Source organism: Postechiella marina (assembly GCF_039538365.1).
Taxonomy (GTDB): domain Bacteria; phylum Bacteroidota; class Bacteroidia; order Flavobacteriales; family Flavobacteriaceae; genus Postechiella; species Postechiella marina.
Genome location: NZ_BAABCA010000002.1, coordinates 595,867 through 619,071, shown reverse-complemented (window position 1 = coordinate 619,071; position 23,205 = coordinate 595,867). Strand labels below are relative to the sequence as shown.

Sequence of the window (23,205 nt, the reverse complement as noted above, 5' to 3'; positions counted from 1 at the left end):
TCTCCCCCAAAACTTACATTTTAAGGCAGCTTCTTATTTTACTTAAAAATGATATTTAATGCCAAAATGAAATGCTCTTGGGTTACCAACACTATACGAGTTAGCACGACTCCATTTACTATAAGATACTCTAGGCGAATACAAATCGTCAAAAATATTTAAAACATGGCTCCAAATTTCTATATTTTGGTACCTATACGATGCTAAAAAGTTAAAAATATTATGCCCATTGTAAGTTGCTGTACCAAAAGTACCATCGCCATTATCTACTTGGTTTTCAAAACTTGTATTGTATTTTCCAACCAACTCGTGTGTTAGGCTTAAAACCATATTTTTTACATAAACAGGTTTGTATATAATTTTTGAATTCCCTAAAACCTTTGGTGCTGTTGGTCTATCGGTTTTAGAGTAATCTACGCCACCATCAAAAAAATCGATATATCTGTGTTTAGCAAAGCTTCCGTTGTGCGATATTGTTAATTCGTTTGTTAGTGTATATTTAAAACCATATTCTATACCGTAAGATCTTGTTTTTCCTGCGTTAGCACTAAAAAAATTATCGGCTTCGTCTCTTAAAGTTACTAGGGTGTTTTTTCCATCTAAAAAGTAAACAGCAACGTCTATTTTAAAGTTTTTGTGTAGTGTTAAGTATGTTCCAATTTCGTAGTTATGGTAGTTGCTAGGTTTTAAATCGAAAACATTTTCGCCAACTCCAACATAGCTATTTCTATATAAAGACGATGTTTGCGGAGGTGTAAATCCGTTAGAATAATTAGCATACAACCCTAAATTACGAGACACATTATAATTAGCACCAAATTTAGGTGACACATTATTATAACTATTTTTAGAATCTTTTGGGCCCGCAACACCATCAACTAAATTATTATAATCGTAATCGAAACCATCATAACGCAATGCAGCTGTAAGCTTTAATTTTTCTGTAGGGTTTATTTCGTATTGAAAATACCCTGCGTAGTTAAAAATATCTGCATCATAATTAATAATATAATCTCCTGCATTTAAAGTAAAACCAGTGTTTTGTCCTGTCTCTGTATTTACAATAACCGATATCGTTTCTGCTTGATAACTTTGCGGAGAAAAATCTGCGGAAGCACCAATAATTAAAGATGAATTTGCAAAATCAAAATCTATTTTATGCTGAATTAATCCCACATAACTTGTAAATCCGTTACTATTAATCTCTCCTGTTCCTGTTCCTGTTAACTCTCTTGTAGTCCAATCTCTTCCTTGCGAAACACGATACGAAGGGTTTTGATCCATATTGTTTTTTCTAAAAATAAAGTTGAAAGCTGTTTTATTTTTAACATTCCATTGTTTGTCTAAAGTAGATCTAAAGCGAAACGAGAACGCTTCGCGCTCTGTAAATGTTTGATCGCTTTCGTAGTTACCCTTAGAATAATCAGATTCACTTAAAGACCCAGACATGTCCGATCTATACTCTATAATATCGAATACATTTACCCAATTTGATGTTGCCGATAAATGATTTACATTTTTAAATGTTAATGCAAATTTTTCGTAATCACTGTGCTCAACAGGTCCATTTTTACGTTGCACATATTGTGTACCTAAATAAAAACCAACATTTTCTCCAGCATATTGAGAGACTTCTAAATCGTATTTAGTTAATCCCATATCGTTAATTTGAAAACCAATACCTCCTGTAAAATCTCTTGTTGGGTTTTTGGTTAAAAAATTAAAACTACCTCCAATGGCTTCGCTACCGTAAATACTAGATGCTGGGCCTTTTAAAACCTCAACCCTATTAAAAGCGACATCGTTCATTTCTAATAAAGCATTATGATTAAATACCGCAGTTGGACGAATTGGTAAACCATCTTCTACATATAAAAACAAAGATTTGGTAGATATTGGCGAACGCACAGACATCATATGTTGCTCGTTTCCTGCAGCTCTAGACATACTCATGTTAACACCTGGCACATCGTTAACCAATTGGTCTAAACCAAAGGCTTTTGTATCTGCTATTTCTTTTGCAGAAATTACAGAAATAGATGCTGGCACCTCTTTACGTTGTTGTTTTTCTCTACTTGCAGATATAACAACCTCGTTTAAAAGCTCATCGCTTTCTATTAATTTTATTTTATTATTTGATACTGATAGTGTTTGATCTACGGTTGCGAAACCCATAAATTTTACAATAACATGATTTCCTTTTTTAAGTGTAATTTTAAATGTTCCGTTTCCGTCAGAGATAACAGCATTATTTTTGTTTAATTTTGATTGAATAGTTGCTCCTGGTAATGGTTGATTATTCTCATCAATAATTTGTCCAGAATATGTGTTTTGAGCATATGTAAATAAGCTTACTAAGCAAATAGTAAGTGTAATTAACTGTTTCATTTTTTTAATTAAATAATATGTAGCACCTATTAGCCACTTTATTAAAAGCGAATTTTAAGGCAATTTTAAAAAGTTTAGTTTTTGTTCTCGATATAAATTACCGAGACTTTAGTGTAGTATGTTATTCTAATATTTTTAACTAAGTGTAAATACATTTAAGCCTAAAATTTGCTTTAATGAGGCACAGCGTAACATTAATTATTATTAACAATGTATACATTAGCCCTATTTAAATAGCAAATAGACTTAATAATTAAAAATAAAAAAATAGAATTAAACTTTTGGAGGAGGGTTTAGCACTTCGCTGTATATAGAATTAAACGTATTGTAATAATTCCAGTTATTTAAAGTAGAAACAAAACTATTTTTATTAAAAATGAAGGGCCTATATTCTTGAAAGTAAACAGGAACAAAGGCCTCAAATAATGTTGTTAAATAAGAATCTGAAGATGTATTTGTAGACAACTGGCTCATTAAATGGCATTTACCATTACATTGCAATTGTGGTTTTTCTTTATTAATACAATAAGTATCAATAATATAATCAATATTTAATTCATAATAAGCCACATATCCTACATTATACAATGGCCTAATAGCCAATGCTAAAAACAACATATATGATAAATAAATCTTCAATTAATTAATAATATTTGTGCGATTGCAAAGCTAATTTAAAAAACCATTAAAAAAAGAACGAATAACCTTATAATTTATTCTTAATAAATTCTTAACAATTCGTTATAATCGTTGCGTTTTTTTTAATTTTACAGCCATATGAACTTATTTCCTATAAATGCAGGTAATTTTAAATTAGATGGTGGTGCCATGTTTGGCGTTGTACCAAAATCGCTTTGGCAACGAACCAACCCTGCAGACGCTAATAATATGATCGATTTAACTGCACGTTGTTTACTTATAGAAGACGGTAATAGGTTAATATTAATTGATACAGGTATGGGCAATAAGCAATCTAGCAAGTTTTTTGGTTATTACCACCCTTGGGGCGATTTTACTTTAAACAACTCGTTAAAACAACATGGTTTTCATAAAGACGATATTACTGATGTATTTTTAACACACCTTCATTTCGATCATTCTGGTGGAGCTATTGAATGGAACAGTAATAAAACAGGTTATCAATCGGCTTTTAAAAACGCTCAGTTTTGGAGTAACATAGACCACTGGAAATGGGCTACACAACCAAATAACAGAGAAAAAGCATCGTTTTTAAAAGAAAACATAATTCCGATAGAAGAAAGCGGACAGTTAAAATTTACAACGCTACCAGACAATGATATTTTAAAAAATTCGGAACTAGGTTTCGATATCTTTTTTGCAAACGGACATACCGATAAGCAAATGATTCCCATGATAAATTATAAAGGAAAAACCATTTGTTTTATGGCCGATTTATTACCAACCGTTGGTCATCTTCCACTTCCCTATGTTATGGGTTACGATACAAGACCACTGCTAACCTTAAACGAAAAAGAAAGTTTTTTAAACCTAGCAGCCAAAAATAATTTCTATTTATTTTTAGAGCACGATGCTCACAACGAAATTATTACAGTAAAACAAACAGAAAAAGGGGTTCGTTTAAAAAACATACACACCTCTCAAGACATATTCTATTAAATAACAAAGACTAATTCAAATATATAAAATGAGCACATTCAAATCTTTAACATTTACTGCTGTTACAGCACTTTTACTTTCTAGTTGTGGTAGCACAGGAGATATTTTATCTACTCCTATAGAAAACATAGACAATACACCTTTAAAAGTTTCAGAATTAACTGAAGCCGAAAAACACAATTGGGGACATTTAGATTTGGCTAACGATACCATTCCAGGTATGGGTGTAGATAAAGCCTACTCTGAAATTATTAAAAATAAAAAAGGAAAAACGGTAATTGTTGCGGTTATAGATTCTGGTATAGATATAGACCATGAAGATTTAGACGATGTTATTTGGACCAACAAAGGCGAAAAACCTAACAACGGTATAGATGATGACAAAAACGGATACATTGACGATGTACATGGTTGGAATTTTTTAGGTGATGGTTATAACGAGCAATTAGAGTATGTACGCATTCTTGCAAGTAAAGACACAAATAACCCAGATTATGCTAGCGCTAAAGCTCAATACGACCAAGATTATAAAAAATATACAGGTTATAAAACTAACTACGAGCAAACATTACAACAAGTAACAGCTGCAGATGATGGTATTGCTAAATTTTTAAACAAAACCAATTATACTAAAGCAGATGTAAATGCAATAAAAACTGAAGACCAAACCATACAACAGTATGTTTCTATTATAAAATATGTGTATAGCGTAGATATGGAATCGGCTGCAGAGTTTAAAAAAGAATTATCTAACGCATTAGAGAGTATTACAGATCGTTTAAACTATAACCTAAACACTACTTTTAATGGTCGTGTAACAGGAGATAACCCTGACGATATGTCTACTAAGTTTTACGGTAATGGTAATGTAAAGCCAGTTAAGAAAAGTGAAAGTCACGGTACACACGTAGCTGGAATTATTGCTGCAGAACGCAACAATGGTAAAGGTGTAAATGGCGTTGCAAATAATGTACAAATTATGAGTATTAGAGCTGTACCTAACGGTGACGAGTACGATAAAGATGTAGCATTAGCAATTCGTTACGCTGTAGATAATGGTGCCTCTATTATAAACGGAAGTTTTGGTAAAAGCTTTTCTCCGCATAGCGACTGGGTAAGAGATGCTATTACTTACGCCTCTAAAAACGATGTTGTTTTTGTTCATGCTGCTGGTAACGATAGTAAAAATGTTGATGTAGAACCAAATTTTCCAGACGATAATGTTAACGGGCAAGAAATATCAGATACATACATAAGAGTTGGTGCTTTAGCTCCAAAATACGGTTCTGGTTTATTAGCTGGGTTTTCTAACTATGGTAAAAATAATGTAGATGTTTTTGCACCAGGAGCAAAAATATACTCTACAACACCAGAAAACGAATACCAAACCAAAGGAGGAACATCAATGGCTGCTCCTGGAGTTGCTGGTGTTGCAGCTTTAATTAGATCATACTACCCACATTTAAAAGCAGCACAAGTAAAGCAAATTATTATGGAATCTGGATTAGCTGTTCCTGCTAAAGTTGTTGTTGGTGGAGACACTAATAATGTACAACCTTTTAAAGATATTGTTAAGTCTGGTAAAATAGTTAATGCATACAATGCTTTAATAATAGCATCAAAAACATCAAAATAAAAGCGAGTTTTTTTATTTAAATAATTCAAATTTTTAGTAATATGAATCGTTTTTTAATTTCTATTTTTTGTATTTCGTTATTGTGGTCTTGTAATGGTAATAAAGCTGTTTTAGCTTCTGCTACAAATACACCAGAAAATCCATCAACTAAAAAAACTACATATTGGCAACAACATGTAGATTATAAAATGGAAATTGATATGGATGTAAATACCTATCAATACAAAGGAAAACAAGAATTAGCATACACTAACAACTCACCAGATGTATTAACAAAAGTATACTATCACTTATACTTTAACGCTTTCCAACCTGGTAGCGAAATGGATGTACGCTCGCGTACCATTGCAGATCCAGACAAACGTGTTGGCGATAGAATTAGTAAGCTTAAACCTAACGAAATAGGATATATTAAAGTTAATTCTCTTAAACAAAATGGTACCAAGCTTAATTACGAAACAGTTGGTACCATACTAGAAGTTGAGTTAGCAAAGCCTATTCAACCAGGAGAAAAAGTAATTTTTAATATGCTTTTTGATGCACAGGTACCTACTCAAATTCGTCGATCTGGAAGAAACAGTGCAGAAGGTGTTGCACTTTCTATGACGCAATGGTATCCAAAACTAGCCGAATATGATTTTGAAGGTTGGCATGCAGACCCATACATTGGTCGCGAATTTCATGGTGTTTGGGGAGATTTTGATGTAAAATTATCGATCGATAAAAATTATATTGTTGGTGGCTCTGGCTACCTTCAAAACCCAAACGAAATTGGTTATGGTTACGAAACTGGCGTGGTAAACAGGCCAAATTCTGATAAGCTTACATGGCATTTTAAAGCACCTAATGTACACGATTTTACTTGGGCTGCAGATCCTGATTATATTCACGATACCTACCAAATGCAAAATGGTCCTAAATTACATTTTCTATACAAAAAAACGTTAGAGGCCGATTATTTAAGAGATTGGAAAAAAATGCAGCCAAAAGCTGCCGAATTAATCCAATATTATAGCGACAACATTGGTAAATACCCATACAAACAATACTCTGTTATTCAAGGTGGAGATGGCGGTATGGAATATGCCATGTGTACTCTAATTACAGGAAAACGCTCTTATGGTAGCTTAGTTGGTGTTACTGCTCACGAAATGGCACATACATGGTTTCAGTTTTTGTTAGCTACCAACGAAGCTAAACACGAATGGATGGACGAAGGTTTTACAAGCTATATAAGTGATCATGCAATGAATACTGTTTTTAAAGAAAGCGAAAAAAATCCGACAGCAAATGCTTATAAAAATTACCTTTATTTAGCTAATTCTGACAAACAACAACCGCTTACAACTCATGCAGATCGTTATCATTATAATCAAGTATATAGTATATCGGCATATAGTAAAGGTGAGGTATTTATGGCACAATTAGGTTATGTTATTGGCGAAGAAAATCTAAAAAAAACCATTAAAAAGTATTTTGACGATTTTGCTTTTAAACACCCTAGGCCTATAGATATAATTCGCTCTGCCGAAAAGATAACAGGTTTAGAGCTAGATTGGTATTTAATAGACTTTACGCAAACTACAAACACTATAGATTACGGTATAAAATCGATTAAAAATAAAACTATTACTCTAGAACGCATAGGTTTAATGCCTATGCCAATAGATTTAAAAGTTACTTATACAGATGGTACAAGCGAAGATTTTTATATTCCGTTACAAATGATGCGTGGCGAAAAACCAACATCGGCAACCATTATAAAAGATTGGGCTTGGGCTTATCCTACTTACAGTTTTGATGTTTCTAAAACTGTGAAATCTGTTCAAATAGACCCAACAGAAATGATGGCCGATATTGATAAATCGAACAATAAAAAATAATTTTTGAATACATCAAACAACCATATAAACTACGTCGAGTTTAAAGCTAAAAACCTTGAAGACATTAAACGGTTTTACTCCTCTTGTTTTAATTGGGTGTTTACAGATTACGGACCAACTTATATCGCTTTCGCGGAAAGCGGTATAGAAGGTGGTTTTGAAAAAACAGAAAACCCCATTGTAAATGGGGTTCTTATTGTTTTATATCATGAAAACCTTGATACAATAAAAAATAAAATAATAGCTGCCAACGGAATAATTTCTATAGATATTTTCTCTTTTCCTGGCGGACGCAGATTTCAATTTTTAGACCCTTCTGGTAACGAATTAGCTGTTTGGTCTAATAAATAATACTACAGTAACATATCATCTAAAGTCAATTAGTATCTTTACTTGACTTAACGATTTCGATATGAAAACTAATATCACTAAAGTTAATATTCCAACAACATCTGTATTGTTAAATAATAATACGATTTACGATTATTCAGATAGTTATCAAACCTACTATTTAGATAAAAATAGCAATATTTCTTCTACGCAAATAGGCAAAGCTTTTTTTGCTTCGGCGCCAAAATGGAGCGAAAAACTTTTCGAATTAAGAAATAGAATCGTTTCTATCTTTGGTTTAAAAATATCAGAAAAAAATAAAGACAGACAACAACAACTAGAAAACTTTACATACGAACCTGGTAGCTCTTTGGGGCTATTTAATGTGTATTCTAAAACAGAAAACGAAGTTATTTTGGGCGAAGACGATAAACATTTAAATTTTAGAATATCGCTACTTAAAGAAAATGCCCAAACTCAAAATAAAAAACTTACTATTACTACCGTAGTTAAATATAATAATTGGTTTGGTAAACTTTATTTTTTACCCGTAAAGCCTTTTCATAAACTAATTGTTCCAAAAATGTTAAAAGGTGTTGTGAATAGCTTGAATAACGAAAACACAGAATTATCTAACTAATATTTATTTTTTTAATACCTTTACAGTGTAAACTTTAGGGGTGTTCGTTAAATCGGACTGAGAAAAACCCTTTGAACCTGATGCGGTTAGTACCGTCGAAGGGAAAAGTTGAAAAGCACATTGCAATATGTGTTTACAGCATTTCTATATTATACGCTACGTTAAAGGCCTATAACTTTTCAAATTTTTTTTTCTCTATTGTTTACAGCATTTTAATAAATACTGTATATGATAACTATTTACGTAAACCAAAAAGAGGTATCGCTAAAACCAAATACCAATATTTTGCAATTGTTGCAATCTTTAAATTCTCCATTACAAGGTATTGCGGTTGCCATTAAAGACGATATTATTCCAAATGCAAATTGGGAAAAACATTTATTATCAAATCAAGATCAAGTTTTAATAATTCAAGCCACTCAAGGCGGATAAAATAGCCATTAGCTTTTGGCTATTAGCCTTTAGCAAAATGTTCAAAAAAAATATTAACTGCTAAAAGCCTATGGCCAATAGCTAGAAGCGAAAAACATGAAAAGTAAAGACACTGCACCAAAAGAAGGACAAATTACAAGAAAACCATTTCCTAACTCTAAAAAGATTTACGTACAAGGTAAAATACACCCACAAATTAAGGTGGCCATGCGTGAAATTGAACTGAGTGATACGGTTGATTCTATGACGAAAAAGAAAACGCCAAACGAACCAGTTACTGTTTACGATACTTCCGGGCCCTATACAGATCCTAACAAAGAAATCAATGTACATAATGGTATTGAAAGAATTAGAGAGCAGTGGATTTTAGATCGTGGTGATGTAGAAGAATTAGATGCTTTTACCTCTAAATATTGTAATGAGCGTTTAAACGATAAAAGTTTGGATCATATGCGTTTCGACTTAAAACACAAACCTAAACGTGCCAAAAAAGGACAAAACGTAACACAGTTACACTACGCAAAAAAAGGCATTATTACTCCAGAGATGGAGTATATTGCTATTCGTGAAAACCAGCGAATAGATGAAATGACCGAAATTAGAAAGCAACACCCAGGAGAACATTTTGGAGCATCAATTCCAGCTAAAATTACTCCAGAGTTTGTACGCGAAGAAGTAGCTCGTGGTCGTGCTGTAATACCTTCTAACATTAACCACCCAGAAGCAGAACCTATGATTTTAGGTAGAAACTTCTTAGTAAAAATAAACGCAAATATTGGTAATTCTGCCACGACATCATCAATAGAAGAAGAAGTAGAAAAAGCAGTATGGGCTTGTCGTTGGGGAGCAGATAATATTATGGATTTATCCACAGGGCAAAACATTCACGAAACGCGCGAGTGGATTGTTCGTAACTCGCCAGTACCAGTTGGTACCGTACCAATTTATCAAGCCTTAGAAAAAGTAAATGGCGTTGCCGAAGATTTAACTTGGGAAATTTTCCGTGATACCTTAATAGAACAAGCAGAACAGGGTGTAGATTACTTTACTATTCACGCTGGAGTATTATTACGTTATGTACCCATGACAGCAAAACGTGTAACAGGTATTGTATCTCGTGGTGGTTCTATTATGGCAAAATGGTGTTTAGCGCACCACAAAGAAAGTTTCTTGTACACGCATTTTGAGGAGATTTGTGAAATTTTAAAATCTTACGATGTTGCCTTTTCTTTAGGAGATGGTTTACGTCCAGGTTCGGTTGCCGATGCTAATGACGAGGCGCAATTTGCAGAATTAGAAACTTTAGGAGAATTAACTCAAATTGCTCGTAAGCACGAAGTGCAATGCTTTATAGAAGGACCAGGTCACGTGCCAATGCACATGATTAAGGAAAACATGGAAAAGCAAATCGAAGTTTGTGACGAAGCGCCTTTTTACACCTTAGGACCTTTAACTACTGATATTGCTCCTGGTTACGACCACATTACTTCTGGTATTGGTGCTGCCATGATTGGTTGGTACGGTTGCGCCATGTTATGTTACGTAACGCCAAAAGAACATTTAGGATTGCCTAATAAAGAAGATGTACGTGTAGGTGTTGTTACCTATAAATTAGCTGCACATGCTGCCGATTTAGCTAAAGGGCACCCAGGCTCTCAGCACAGAGATAATGCTTTAAGTATGGCGCGTTTTGAGTTCCGTTGGGAAGATCAATTTAACTTAGGTTTAGACCCAGAACGTGCTCGTGAGTATCATGATGAGACATTACCAGCTGCAGGTGCTAAAATTGCACATTTCTGTTCTATGTGCGGACCAAAATTTTGTTCTATGAAAATTTCTCAAGAAGTTAGAGACTTTGCTGCAGAAAATAAAATTTCGGATGATAACGAAGTCTTACAAAAAGGAATGGAAGAAAAATCGAAAGAATTTAAAGAAAAAGGTTCAGAGGTTTATCTTTAATTAATTATCAGTTAACAATGTGCAATTAGCAATTTATTGTTAAAAGCACATTGATAATCGTTCATTGTTAATTGTTAATTGTTAATTGTTTATGATAATACTAATAGCACCAGAAAAAGACGTTCCAAACGAAATTGAAATACTACATCAGTTATTTCAAGAAGGTTTGCAATACTATCATTTAAGGAAACCAAATAAAAATTACGAAGAACATTGCGCTTATTTAAATCAAATAGATAAAAAATATCATAATAGAATTGTGGTGCATTATTTTCATGAATTGATTAACGATTTCAATTTAAAAGGCATTCACTTTCAGGAGCAAAAAAGAAGGGATAACATCGATAATCCTGGGCAGTACTTTAAAAATTTAAACATGTTTGGTAAATCCATAAGTTCTTCCTTTCACGAACCTGAAGATTTAGAAACCTGTTATTTTGAATTCGATTATCATCTGTTAAGTCCGGTGTTTTCGTCTATCTCAAAACAAGGTTATAAAGGTCGCGGTTTTGATGTAAATCACATCGATAAAAGGATTGTTGGTATGGGCGGAGTTACCACTGAAAACCTTGTAGAATTTAATAAACTAGGTTTTAAAGGTGTTGGTGTTTTAGGAGGCATATGGAATAGTAGCGAGCCTTTAAAGGAGTTTAAAATAATGAAGCGTTATTTTGAATAACAACAAATACATATTAACTATAGCTGGCCACGATCCTTCGGGAGGCGCTGGTTTAACTTCAGATATTAAAACTTTTGAGGCACATGGTTTGTATGGTTTGTCCGTTTGTAGCGCAATAACCGTTCAGAATGATATTGATTTTAAAGCATGTATTTGGACTGATGTAGAAGTGATTCTAGCGCAAATTGAAACCCTGTTTGACCGTTTTGAAATTTCAGTGGTTAAGATTGGCATCATTCAATCTTGGGATGTATTATCAATCGTAATCAATAAATTACACGCTTTAAATTCCGAAGTAAAAATTGTTCTAGATCCTATTATAAAAGCAAGTGCTGGTTTTGATTTTCATTCAACCGAAAGTCAAGAGTTATTAGACAATATTTGGGAACAATGTTTTTTAATCACGCCAAATTATGATGAAATTCAACAGCTATATCCAGAAAAAAATATTGAAACAACTATTGAACATATTTCAGAAAAAACAAACATCTATTTAAAAGGCGGACATAGAATCGATAAAAAAGGATGGGATGTACTGTACTACAATAAAATTGTAATGATAAACATACCGCCAATAGCCGAAAAAATTTTGGAAAAACACGGTAGCGGTTGCGTTTTATCTTCTGCTTTAGCAAGTAATATTTTATTAGAGCAAAGCTTAGAGGATGCTTCAAAACACTCTAAATATTATACCGAAAGGTTTTTAAATAGTAATAAATCTTTGTTAGGAGTTCATAATTACTAAAACAGTTTTAATTACTAAAATTCTCATATTCAAATAACCATGATTATACCAAAACTACATTATATATCGCAAGGTGAAACTCCTAAAGAACATCTAGAAAACATTCAAAAAGCATGTACCTCTGGAGCCGAATTAGTACAATTGCGTTTAAAAAACGTTTCAGAAAAAAAGATTTTAAAATTAGCTAAAGAAGCGAGAGATATTACCTCTCATTTTCAAACCAGATTAATTATTAACGACTATTATAAAATAGCCAAAGAAATAAAAGCCGATGGTGTGCATTTAGGTAAAACCGATACTTGCCCAACTATAGCTAGAAAACATTTATACACTTGGCAAATAATTGGTGGTACAGCAAACACACTAGAAGATTGTGAAATTTTAATTGACAAAAACGTCGATTATATAGGTTTAGGACCTTTTAGGTTTACTACAACTAAAGATAATTTAAGTCCAATTTTAGGACTTGATGGTTATACTGCAATCGTTGAAGCATTACATACAAAAATACCAATAATTGGTATTGGAGGTATAACTCTAGAAGATGTTACCGAAGTGCTTGAAACCGGAATTTCTGGTATTGCAGTTTCTGGAGCTATTACTCAAGATTTTAATAAAATACGAAAATTTAACCAGTTGTTAAACGCCTCTTCAACACTAGAACAACGCCATACATTTGATAAAAAATAGAATTTTATTATGAATGATTTATTAAAAATAGCAGATAAAGAATTTAACTCAAGACTATTTACAGGAACAGGAAAGTTTAGCTCAAATAATTTAATGTCTGAAGCTTTAAAAGCCTCAGAAAGTGAATTAATTACGGTAGCATTAAAACGTGTAGATGTAGATAATAGTCAAGATAAAATGTTGCAAAGTATTATGCGTCCTAAAGTAAATTTGCTTCCAAATACATCGGGTGTTAGAGATGCTAAAGAAGCTGTTTTTGCAGCACAATTAGCAAGAGAAGCTTTAGAAACAAACTGGATAAAATTAGAAATTCATCCAGATCCTAAATATTTATTACCAGACCCTATAGAAACACTAAAAGCTGCCGAGGAATTGGTAAAATTAGGTTTTGTTGTGATGCCATACATACACGCAGATCCTGTTTTATGCAAAAGACTTGAAGATGTAGGTACGCAATGCGTTATGCCTTTAGGTGCGCCAATAGGTACTAATAAAGGTATAAAAACATTAGATTTTTTAGAAATTATTATAGAACAAAGTAATGTTCCTGTAATTGTAGATGCAGGTATTGGTAGTCCGTCGCATGCAGCTTATGCTATGGAGTTAGGAGCAGATGCAGTTTTGGTAAACACAGCCATTGCAGTATCTAAAAACCCAACACAAATGGCAGTAGCTTTTAAAATGGCAGTAGAGGCAGGCAGGATGGCGTTTAATGCCAAATTAGCATCGGTTAAAAAACATGCAGAAGCTAGTAGTCCGTTAACCTCATTTTTAAACTAGAAACTGCGATACACAAAAAAACATGTCTTTTAAAAATACATTTAACACATACAATTGGGATACTTTAGAAAAAGAGATTTATGCTTTTACAGCTAAAGATGTTAGGCAAGTTCTTGATAAAGAAAAGATAGATTTAGAAGATTTTAAAGCCCTAATTTCTCCTGTAGCAAAGCCTTTTCTTGAAGAAATGGCGCAACGCAGCCATAACCTAACAAAAAAACGCTTTGGTAATACCATACAAATGTATGTACCCATGTATTTGTCTAACGAGTGCCAAAACATTTGTACCTATTGTGGGTTTAGTATGACTAATAAAATTCCTAGAAGAACTTTAAAAGATGATGAAATTTTAAAAGAAGTTGCCTTTTTAAAAACCAAAGGTTACGACCATATTTTATTAGTAACAGGCGAAGCCAATAAAACAGTTGGTGTCTCGTATATAAAACATGCTATAAATTTAATTCGCGAACATTTTTCTAATATTAGTATTGAAGTGCAACCATTAGATCAAGATGAATACGAACAACTTATTGAGGCCGGTTTATATGCCGTTTTAGTATACCAAGAAACATACCATAAGGCCACTTATAAAACACATCACCCTAAAGGAAAAAAATCTAATTTCGATTATCGTTTAGACACTCCAGATCGTTTAGGAAAAGCTGGTATACACAAAATAGGTCTTGGTGCTTTATTTGGTTTGGAAGATTGGCGAGTAGATAGTTTTTATACTGCTTTACATTTAAAATATTTGCAAAAAACGTATTGGAAAACAAAGTACTCCATATCATTCCCTAGGCTACGACCACACCAAGGCGAAGTGCAACCAAAGGTTGAAATGACAGATTCTGATTTGGTGCAACTTATTTGCGCTTACCGCTTACTAGATGAAGATGTCGAGCTTTCTATGTCTACCCGAGAAAGTGAAACGTTTAGAAACCATATTATTAAACTAGGTATTACATCTATTAGTGCAGAATCTAAAACAAACCCTGGTGGTTATGCAGTGGCTCCAGAAACATTAGAACAGTTTGAAATTTCGGATGAACGTGATACAAACGCTATTAAAGAAATGATTGAAAACCAAGGTTATGAAGTAGTTTGGAAAGATTGGGCTAATAATTGGCAATAAAATATAAAAGTTAAAAAAAGCATGTAAGTATTCATTATTATTTAAGACTATTTTCACATAAATCTATTTATTATATAGTTTCTTCGCAAAAAAATTTGAAGTTTTAAAATTATGAAAAAAGCACTTTTATTATTAACTATAATAACAGCAATAGCCACAACTAGTTGTAAAAAAAATACAGAGCTAAAAAAAGAAGTTGTTACAACAAAACTTGTAAATAAAAATTTAGCACTCAAACCAGAATCTTGGGTAAATGATCGTGTAGCAAAAGCCAAACAACGTTTACAAAGTACCGAAGCTGGTAAAATTGTTTGGAATGGTATGGAAGCTCAAGGCGGATTAAAAAAATGGTTTAGCAATGGCCCTATTGCATTTCATTTTGATTATGTGCCTTTAGACGGTAAAACACGTCGTAATACAAACCAAATTATAGATACTTGGAGTAACAAAGCACGCCACCATAGTGTTACTAATATAAAAGATGAATTTGGTTGGACCGGAGAAAAATCTTGGAAAAAACTACAAGATTCTACCGCTTTTGCTTTCGATATGACATTTTGGAACTTAACACCATATTACTTTTTAGCGCAACCTTTTGTTCTTGATGGCGAAGGTGTTATTTTAGAAAAATTAGAAGATAAATCGCATAAAAATGTAGTATATAATGCTGTTAAAGTAACTTTTAGTGCAGGTACAGGCGATGCTCCAGACGATTATTACATTCTTTATTTTGGTAAAGACAATAATAAGTTAGCAGTTATACGTTACATTGTGTCTTACCCATCTTATTTTAAAGATGGAAACCATGCTCCAGAAAAATTTATGGAAATACAAGGTTATAAAACCATAAACGGAATTGATTTAGCAACAGCTTACCATACACATTGGACCACTAAAAACGAAACTGCAGGAGAACATATAACAACAATTACAGTTGATAATGTTTCCTTTAAACCAGAGATAGAAAACTCGTATTTTGATATGCCAGAAGGAGCAGAACTTATAAAGTAAAAACACACTAAAATATTATTACTCTAAAACCACTTAATTTCTAAGTGGTTTTTTTATTTTATTACCTTTGATATCTTAAATAACGCACTTGAAATATACTTATAACAAAAAAGAAAAGCTTAAAAGTAAAAAACTCATAGATCAATTATTTACAGAAGGTAAGTCGGTTTCGGCATATCCTTTGCGATTGGTTTATATGCCAACATCTTTTAATGAAGATGTTATAGCTAAAACTGGTGTATCTGTAAGTAAGCGTAATTTTAAAACTGCAGTAGATAGAAATAGAATAAAACGCTTATTAAGAGAAATATACCGATTAAATAAAGCCGATTATTTTAACAATTTAACAACGCAACACACGTTTATGATTTTGTACATTGGTAAAGACAAACCAACATTTACTCAAATTGAATTAAAAATGAAACAACTGTTTGATAAGTTTTTAAACAAAGTTTTAGAAAAATAAAATGACCTTTTAAAAATCTATCTTTAAGAATAATCATCATAGAAAATGAAAAACATACTTAAAAAAAAGATACTAATCACAGTTTTAGCATGTACCATTTTTTTCACAGGAACAGCTTTTAAAAATGATTTCTTTGAAATTGCAAAACAAATAGAAATATTTACAACGCTATTTAAAGAAATCAACATGAATTATGTAGACGATACCAACCCTGGTGATTTAATGGACACCGCTATAAAAAGCATGTTAGAAGACTTAGATCCCTACACACGCTTTATGAACGAGCAAGATGTAGAAGCTGCCAGAATTAACAATACTGGCGATTACACAGGTATTGGTGCACGTGTAAGAACCTTTAAAGACAAACTTTTAATTGTAGAACCTTATAAAGATTATCCTGCAGATAAAGCAGGTTTAAAAGCTGGAGACGAAATTATTAAGGTTGGAAATACTCTTGTAGCAGATCATAAAGATGATTCTGGCGATTTATTAAAAGGCGCTCCAGAATCTACAGTAGAAGTTACTTTTATTCGTCAAGGAAAAACACAAACCGTTACAATAAAAAGAGCAGAAGTAGAAATTAAAGCAGTACCTCATTTTTCTTTAGTAGACGACAAAACTGGTTATATTGTTTTAAAGAAATTTAACCGAAAAGCATCAGCAGAAACTAATTATGCTTTAAGAGATTTAAAAGCTCAAGGAGCAGAACGTATTATTTTAGATTTAAGAGGAAATCCTGGCGGATTACTTAACGAAGCTATTAATATTGTAAATCTATTTGTACCAAAAGGCCAATTGGTAGTTACCACAAAATCTAAAATAAAAAAATACAATAAAACTTATTTAACAAGCAGAGAACCTATAGATACAGAAATACCTTTGGTTGTTTTAATTGATGGCGGAAGCGCATCTGCCAGCGAAATTGTTTCTGGTGCTTTACAAGATCTAGATCGTGCTGTTATTGTTGGTTCTCGTAGCTTTGGAAAAGGTTTAGTACAACGTCCAAAAATTTTAACTTATGGTACACAAGTTAAAATTACTATTTCGCGTTACTACACACCTTCTGGACGTTGCATACAAGCTTTAGATTATTGGAACAGAAACGAAAAAGGTGAAGCAGTACGCACAGCTCAAGAAAATTATAACGAATTTAAAACCAAAAACGGACGCCAAGTTTTTGATGGTGGAGGTGTTTTTCCTGATGTAAATTTAGGTGCTAATAAAAACCCTGAAATATTAAAAGCTGTTGTTACTAGCAATTTAATTTTTAATTATGCTACAAAGTATTATTATCAAAATGATATAAAAGATATTAATAGTTTAAAACTCTCTAATACCGATTTTTCTGATTTTAAAAACTTTTTAAATACCAATAAATTCTCTTACGAAACAAAAACAGAAAAAACCCTTTTAAAAGCTTACGAAGTATCTAAATTAGAAGGTTTAAGCGATAATATAACTAAAGATTACAATACACTAATATCTAACTTAAAACGCTCTAAAAATTTAGCTATAGACGAAAATAAAAGTTATTTATTAGAATTATTAACAGAAGAAATAGTAAAAAGATATGTGTATAGAGAAGGTTTATACGATTACTATAAAATTCATAATCCAGAGATAAAAAAAGCTTCAGAAATTCTTAAAAATAACAGCACATATTTAAGTTATTTAAAGTAAAAGTATAGAAAACACTATCTTTAACAAGATATTCTAAGTCCCTAACATGAATAAATTAGTTGTATTTATATTTTTAGCACTTAATTATAACGTGGTATATTCTCAAAAAGAATTTACCCACGATGTCTATTTTAATAGCGATAAATTTACAGTGCCTAGTACCGAAGAAAATAGGTTACTTCTTTTTATATCGACTTTAACAGATATTAATATAGAAAGTATTTCTATTTACGGTTTTTGTGACGATGTAGGCGCAGATACTTACAACTTAAAACTGTCTCAAAATCGTGCAAATACAATAAAAACTATTTTTTCTAATAATGAAATTAGCGAAGATTTAATAACCAATGTTGATGGCAAAGGCGAAATACTTTTAAAAATTGTAAATGAAGACAATGTTTTAAAAATTCGCGGACTTAATAGAAAGGTTGAAATTATTGTTAAAGAAAAAACTCCAGAACCAATTAAACCGGTAGAGGTAAAAGTTGTAAAAGACAGTATAATAAAACCACTAACTGTAGCAGAACGTATTAAAACTAACGATATTAAAGTTGGAGAAAATATAGTTTTCGAAAATATTTTATTTAAAACAGGTTATAGTAAAATTGTTCCTGGATCTGTAAAAACACTAGCAGAGATAGCAAAATCTCTTGTAGAACGCGACGATATTTATTTTACCATACAAGGCCATGTTTGTTGTACACAATTTAGTAGAGACGCCATAGATAGAAAAACTAAAAAACGTAATTTATCTGAAGCTAGAGCAAAATATATTTACGATTATTTTGCCAAAAAAGGTGTAAGTAAAAAACGAATGCGTTACTTAGGTATGCGCAGAAAATTTCCGTTAGGAGGCGAACCAGCTAAAGATAGACGTGTAGAGATTGTTATAACTTATGTAGATAATTAATTTACAAATCTTATGTTTGTAAGTAATAAAACTAATTTAGCTTGCTAAAAAACAGTATTTTAACTATCGTTTTTCTCTTATTAATACCATGTATTAGTTGGTCTCAGAACACCTACATTCCAGATGATAATTTTGAACAAGCACTAATAGATTTAGGTTTTGATACGCCACCATTAGACAATTATATTTCTACCACAACAGTTCTAGGTATAACAAATTTAAATATTACTGATAAAAACATATCTGATTTAACAGGTATTGAAGATTTTATAAATTTAAACATTTTAACTTGCGATAATAACAACTTAACAAGTTTAAATGTAACTACTTGTACCAAACTAACACAATTATTTTGTAGGTTTAATCAATTATCAACAATTGATGTTACTAAAAATATAGCTTTAGATATTTTTTGGTGCGAAGGTAACCAATTAACAAGTCTAGATGTTACCAAAAATATAAACCTGATATCGTTAGTTTGCAGAGACAACCCTATAAACCAGTTAGATGTTACTAAAAATACAAGTTTAAATGTATTAAGTTGTCAAAATAATGGGTTATCAACATTAGATGTTTCAAAAAATATTGATTTAGATAGATTGACTTGCGACTTCAATCAATTAACCACAATTAATACGTCTAATAATTTAAAATTAACACGATTTTCTTGTGGAGACAATCAAATAGCAGATGTAGATATTTCTAATAACACCAAATTAAAATGGTTTTGGTGTACTAGAAATAACTTAACAACATTGGATGTTACGCAAAACATAGATTTAGAAGATTTAACATTTGCAGACAATCAAATAACAGAAATAGATGTTAGTAACAATAGTAAATTAGAAATAATTAGGGCGTCAAGAAATGCATTAAAATTATTAAATACATCTAGTAATACAAGATTAGTAGAGTTGGCATGCGATATAAATAATATAACTACTTTAGATATTAGTAACAACCCTGTTTTAGAGCGATTTAGTAGTACTTTTAATGCTTTATGTAGTATAAATTCTAAAAATGGAAACCCTACTCTTTTCACAAATTTTAGTACTACAAATAACCCCAATTTAACTTGTATTTTTGTAGACGACGTAGCTTATAGTAATACCAATTGGACCAATAAAGATGCAACTACCAATTATGTTGCAACACAAGAGGCGTGCAATAATTTTGGCACTCGTATTCCAGAAGTTGATGTTTTAAGCGATTTTACGGGTATTAGCTACACATTACCAACACTTATTAACGGTAATTATTTTACAGCATCAAACGGTAATGGTTTACTTTTAAATGCTGGAGATAAAATATCTACTTCGCAAACCATTTACATATTTAATACAACAGCTTGCGAAAGTAACGAGTCTAATTTTAATGTGTTAATAACTCAAGATCCTTATTTTATTCCTAAATATTTTACACCAAATAATGATGGAAACCATGATTATTGGAAAGTATTTGATACAACTAATACAGTACAATCTATTTCTATTTTTGATAGATATGGTAAACTTCTAAAATACCTATCTCCAAATTCTAATGGATGGAACGGTACATACAAAGGACAATTAATGCCTAGTGACGATTATTGGTACTTATTAACATTTAATACAGGAGAAACTTTAAATGGGCATTTTACTTTAAAACGCTAAGTTATTTTTTAAGCATAGCAATATGCGGAATATTATCTTCTAAATACCACTCGCCTACTTTTTTAAACCCTAAATTATTATAAAATTTTTCTAAATGTTGTTGTGCAGATATTTTAATATCGGTTGTATTAAAATAATTTTTAACAGCATTTATAGAGGCGTTCATAATATCGTATCCGTATTTATGCTGGCGTTCATTTTTAGCCACTACTACCCTACCAATACTAGAAAGTTCGAAATAATCGCCTGGTTTAAAAATTCGTGTATAAGCCACAATTTTTTCGTTTTTAAAACCAATAATATGTAATGCATTTTTGTCTTTACCATCAATATCTTGGTATATACAATCTTGCTCTACAACAAAAACTTCGCTTCGTAATTGTAATAAGTAATACAATTCTAAAGTGCTTAGCTCTTTAAACGTTTTTACTTTTATTTCTAACATTTTTATTAAAATATGTTTTATTTTTAATCTTGTACAATAACATCTTTAGCATCATCTTTACCATATTCTGGTTGTATATTTACATGGTTAATATCGTAGGTATTAAAAACAAATTCTTCAATATCATGTAAAATAGCATCAAATTGAGATAAGGTAATATCTTCATTAAAATCTATATGTGCTTCTAAGTGAATTTCATCTTCATTTAATTGCCAAACATGCACATGATGCACATTTTTAATAGCTTCAAAAGCATTTATTTGTTCAACAATTTTTTTTAAAGGAATATCGTCTGGTGTAAACAACATCAAAACTTTAGTAGCATTTTTTAATAAATAGAATCCCATCCAAATTAAATAAATAGCAATGGCAAAAGTTAATACACTATCTACCCAAAACAGCTTAAAATATTTCATTAATAAACCGCCAATTAAAACAGCAACACTTGCCATCATGTCGGTTAATAAGTGCAAATATGCACTTTTCATGTTCATATTAGATTTAGAATCTTTTTTTAATAAAAGCACACTAAAACCATTAGCTAAAATAGCTACTGCAGATAACCAAATAACTAAATTAGATGCTATTTCTTGTGGATTATTAAAACGCTTAACAGCCTCTATTATTAATAAAATAGCCACTATTATTAAAGTTGAAGCATTAATAAATGCAGCTAAAATTTCGGCACGTTTATACCCAAATGTTTTTTGTAAAGAAGCTTTTCTTTTTGTTAATTTATTAGCTATATAACTTACTATTAACGATATAACATCGCTAAAATTATGTAAAGCATCGCTTAATAAACTTAAACTACCAGAAAGTATACCTCCAATTACTTGTGCAACGGTAATAATTATATTTAATAAAATAGACCAAAGTAAATTACGCCCTTTTAGGTCGTTATGAACATGGGTGTTATTATGCGTATGGTTGTGCCCCATTTAGCAACTTAACGGAATTTTATCTATTCTATTTTGATGACGTCCACCTTCAAATTCGGTGTTTAAAAATACCTCTACCATTTCTAAAGCTTGTTGTATAGCTGTAAAACGAGAAGGAATACACAATATGTTAGCATTGTTATGGCTACGTATTAAATGAACAATTTCTTTGTTCCAACATAAACCAGCACGTATTTTAGCATGTTTATTTGCTGTCATTGCAACACCATTAGCGCTACCACATATTAAAATACCAAATTGAGATGTGTTAGCTTCTACATCTTCTGCAACAGGATGTACAAAATCTGCATAATCTACACTATCATTACTATCTGTACCATGATTAGTAACTGTAATACCTTTAGATTCTAATAAAGTTTTAATAGCAAATTTATATTCGGTTCCAGCGTGATCGTTTCCTATAGAAATATTCATTTTTATGTATTATTGTATTGTGTTACAAAGGTAGTAAATTAAGAATTTAGATTTCCTTTTTTAGCTCCAACTAGTTAATATACTAGTAAACATATATATAGGTAAATCTTAAAAAATAGTATTTAAGGTTGTTAACAATGTGCACTATTATATTCATTAACTGTTAATAACTGTTCATTACTTTTTAAAATTAAAATTAGGATAATCCATTAAATTTTTCAATCCATAACATTCTGGTAACATCCAAATAAGTTAACGTAAATTTTTGGTTAACTTATAAGCACTAAAAAGTAACTTTATTAGAGCTGTTAATAAACATAATTATTAAAAATTATATGTTAATTGAGTTATTAACAATTGTGAATAGCAAAATTAAAAAACCTAATAATTAATACTTTAAGAAAATATAATATGTTAATTAAGGTTTAATTAATAGCTATAACTTAAAAACAAAACAAAATCGTATAAAGTTATACCGCTATTAACACACTATAATAACCACTATTGTTTTTTTTAAATTTTAAAAGAAAAATAATTATATATATATATATGTGGATAACTCTAAAAAAAACTTAAAAATTGAAAAATAGAGTATTCTAAAAATTAAGATATAATTAAATAGAAATTGAAATTTAACCTTAAGAAAATACCATTTAATATTAAAACCGTAGCTTTGTAATAAATAAATAGCAATTCTTCGCCACTAACAAAGCTATTTTATAACAAAATTTCC

22 protein-coding genes and 1 riboswitch are annotated in these 23,205 nt (G+C 31.2%); of the genes, 17 read left to right on the top strand and 5 right to left on the bottom strand.

Features of this window, described 5'->3' with window-relative positions:
• Positions 1 to 42: 42 nt before the first annotated feature.
• Together ABD715_RS06515 and ABD715_RS06510 are read right to left on the bottom strand one after the other, a co-directional pair.
• Positions 43 to 2,388 carry a TonB-dependent receptor gene (locus ABD715_RS06515; protein ID WP_344787317.1) on the bottom strand — a complete coding sequence of 782 codons (2,346 nt, stop codon included), beginning with the start codon at positions 2,386 to 2,388 and terminating at the stop codon, positions 43 to 45.
• A 273-nt stretch (positions 2,389 to 2,661) separates the two neighbouring features.
• Positions 2,662 to 3,027 carry a hypothetical protein gene (locus ABD715_RS06510; protein WP_344787316.1) on the bottom strand — a complete coding sequence of 122 codons (366 nt, stop codon included), beginning with the start codon at positions 3,025 to 3,027 and terminating at the stop codon, positions 2,662 to 2,664.
• Between the two features lie 138 nt (positions 3,028 to 3,165).
• Here ABD715_RS06510 and ABD715_RS06505 point away from each other — a divergent pair, with 138 nt between their 5' ends.
• From ABD715_RS06505 to ABD715_RS06425, 17 genes are all read left to right on the top strand, one after another.
• Positions 3,166 to 4,026, top strand: coding sequence for an MBL fold metallo-hydrolase (locus ABD715_RS06505; RefSeq protein ID WP_344787315.1), 861 nt, complete (start codon positions 3,166 to 3,168; stop codon positions 4,024 to 4,026).
• Between the two features lie 28 nt (positions 4,027 to 4,054).
• Complete coding sequence (locus tag ABD715_RS06500; RefSeq protein WP_344787314.1) at positions 4,055 to 5,662, top strand: S8 family peptidase; 1,608 nt, start codon at positions 4,055 to 4,057, stop codon at positions 5,660 to 5,662.
• A gap of 41 nt (positions 5,663 to 5,703) precedes the next feature.
• Positions 5,704 to 7,545, top strand: coding sequence for a M1 family metallopeptidase (locus ABD715_RS06495; protein ID WP_344787313.1), 1,842 nt, complete (start codon positions 5,704 to 5,706; stop codon positions 7,543 to 7,545).
• 3 nt (positions 7,546 to 7,548) lie between these two features.
• A complete protein-coding gene (locus ABD715_RS06490) occupies positions 7,549 to 7,896 on the top strand; it encodes a VOC family protein (RefSeq protein WP_344787312.1) in 348 nt (115 codons plus the stop codon).
• Positions 7,897 to 7,957: 61 nt separating this feature from the next.
• Positions 7,958 to 8,515 carry a DUF2867 domain-containing protein gene (locus tag ABD715_RS06485; protein WP_344787311.1) on the top strand — a complete coding sequence of 186 codons (558 nt, stop codon included), beginning with the start codon at positions 7,958 to 7,960 and terminating at the stop codon, positions 8,513 to 8,515.
• Positions 8,516 to 8,541: 26 nt separating this feature from the next.
• Positions 8,542 to 8,636: riboswitch (TPP riboswitch) on the top strand.
• A gap of 107 nt (positions 8,637 to 8,743) precedes the next feature.
• Entirely contained in the window at positions 8,744 to 8,947 is a 204-nt protein-coding gene (gene thiS / locus ABD715_RS06480) for a sulfur carrier protein ThiS (RefSeq protein ID WP_344787309.1), read from the top strand.
• Positions 8,948 to 9,043: 96 nt separating this feature from the next.
• Entirely contained in the window at positions 9,044 to 10,906 is a 1,863-nt protein-coding gene (thiC, locus tag ABD715_RS06475) for a phosphomethylpyrimidine synthase ThiC (protein ID WP_344787308.1), read from the top strand.
• Between the two features lie 91 nt (positions 10,907 to 10,997).
• Complete coding sequence (locus tag ABD715_RS06470; RefSeq protein ID WP_344787307.1) at positions 10,998 to 11,585, top strand: thiamine phosphate synthase; 588 nt, start codon at positions 10,998 to 11,000, stop codon at positions 11,583 to 11,585.
• Positions 11,578 to 12,330 (top strand): hydroxymethylpyrimidine/phosphomethylpyrimidine kinase, encoded by a 753-nt coding sequence (locus ABD715_RS06465; RefSeq protein ID WP_344787306.1) that lies wholly within the window; start codon positions 11,578 to 11,580, stop codon positions 12,328 to 12,330. Before ABD715_RS06470 ends, ABD715_RS06465 begins: the two co-directional genes overlap by 8 nt.
• 39 nt (positions 12,331 to 12,369) lie before the next feature.
• Positions 12,370 to 13,020: a thiamine phosphate synthase gene (gene thiE / locus ABD715_RS06460; protein WP_344787305.1), complete on the top strand. Its 651-nt coding sequence runs from the start codon at positions 12,370 to 12,372 to the stop codon at positions 13,018 to 13,020.
• 9 nt (positions 13,021 to 13,029) lie between these two features.
• Entirely contained in the window at positions 13,030 to 13,800 is a 771-nt protein-coding gene (locus ABD715_RS06455; protein ID WP_344787304.1) for a thiazole synthase, read from the top strand.
• A 22-nt stretch (positions 13,801 to 13,822) separates the two neighbouring features.
• Positions 13,823 to 14,932, top strand: a complete 1,110-nt coding sequence (gene thiH, locus ABD715_RS06450) for a 2-iminoacetate synthase ThiH (protein ID WP_344787303.1) — start codon at positions 13,823 to 13,825, stop codon at positions 14,930 to 14,932.
• Between the two features lie 111 nt (positions 14,933 to 15,043).
• A complete protein-coding gene (locus ABD715_RS06445) occupies positions 15,044 to 15,943 on the top strand; it encodes a hypothetical protein (RefSeq protein WP_344787302.1) in 900 nt (299 codons plus the stop codon).
• An 88-nt stretch (positions 15,944 to 16,031) separates the two neighbouring features.
• A complete protein-coding gene (rnpA, locus tag ABD715_RS06440; protein WP_344787300.1) occupies positions 16,032 to 16,409 on the top strand; it encodes a ribonuclease P protein component in 378 nt (125 codons plus the stop codon).
• Between the two features lie 45 nt (positions 16,410 to 16,454).
• The gene (locus ABD715_RS06435; RefSeq protein ID WP_344787299.1) at positions 16,455 to 18,089 is read left to right on the top strand and encodes a S41 family peptidase; all 1,635 of its coding nucleotides are present in this window, start codon (positions 16,455 to 16,457) and stop codon (positions 18,087 to 18,089) included.
• 46 nt (positions 18,090 to 18,135) lie between these two features.
• Positions 18,136 to 18,999, top strand: a complete 864-nt coding sequence (locus ABD715_RS06430) for an OmpA family protein (RefSeq protein ID WP_344787298.1) — start codon at positions 18,136 to 18,138, stop codon at positions 18,997 to 18,999.
• A 41-nt stretch (positions 19,000 to 19,040) separates the two neighbouring features.
• Positions 19,041 to 20,651 carry a T9SS type B sorting domain-containing protein gene (locus ABD715_RS06425; protein ID WP_344787296.1) on the top strand — a complete coding sequence of 537 codons (1,611 nt, stop codon included), beginning with the start codon at positions 19,041 to 19,043 and terminating at the stop codon, positions 20,649 to 20,651.
• A gap of 1 nt (position 20,652) precedes the next feature.
• On the opposite strand, the gene ABD715_RS06420 is transcribed toward ABD715_RS06425, so the two are convergent.
• The 3 genes from ABD715_RS06420 to rpiB are packed head-to-tail and all read right to left on the bottom strand — an operon-like array spanning position 20,653 to position 22,472.
• Positions 20,653 to 21,096, bottom strand: coding sequence for a GNAT family N-acetyltransferase (locus ABD715_RS06420; RefSeq protein WP_344787295.1), 444 nt, complete (start codon positions 21,094 to 21,096; stop codon positions 20,653 to 20,655).
• A gap of 23 nt (positions 21,097 to 21,119) precedes the next feature.
• Positions 21,120 to 22,037, bottom strand: coding sequence for a cation diffusion facilitator family transporter (locus tag ABD715_RS06415; protein ID WP_344787294.1), 918 nt, complete (start codon positions 22,035 to 22,037; stop codon positions 21,120 to 21,122).
• Positions 22,038 to 22,472 carry a ribose 5-phosphate isomerase B gene (gene rpiB / locus ABD715_RS06410; protein WP_344787293.1) on the bottom strand — a complete coding sequence of 145 codons (435 nt, stop codon included), beginning with the start codon at positions 22,470 to 22,472 and terminating at the stop codon, positions 22,038 to 22,040.
• Positions 22,473 to 23,205 lie beyond the last annotated feature (733 nt).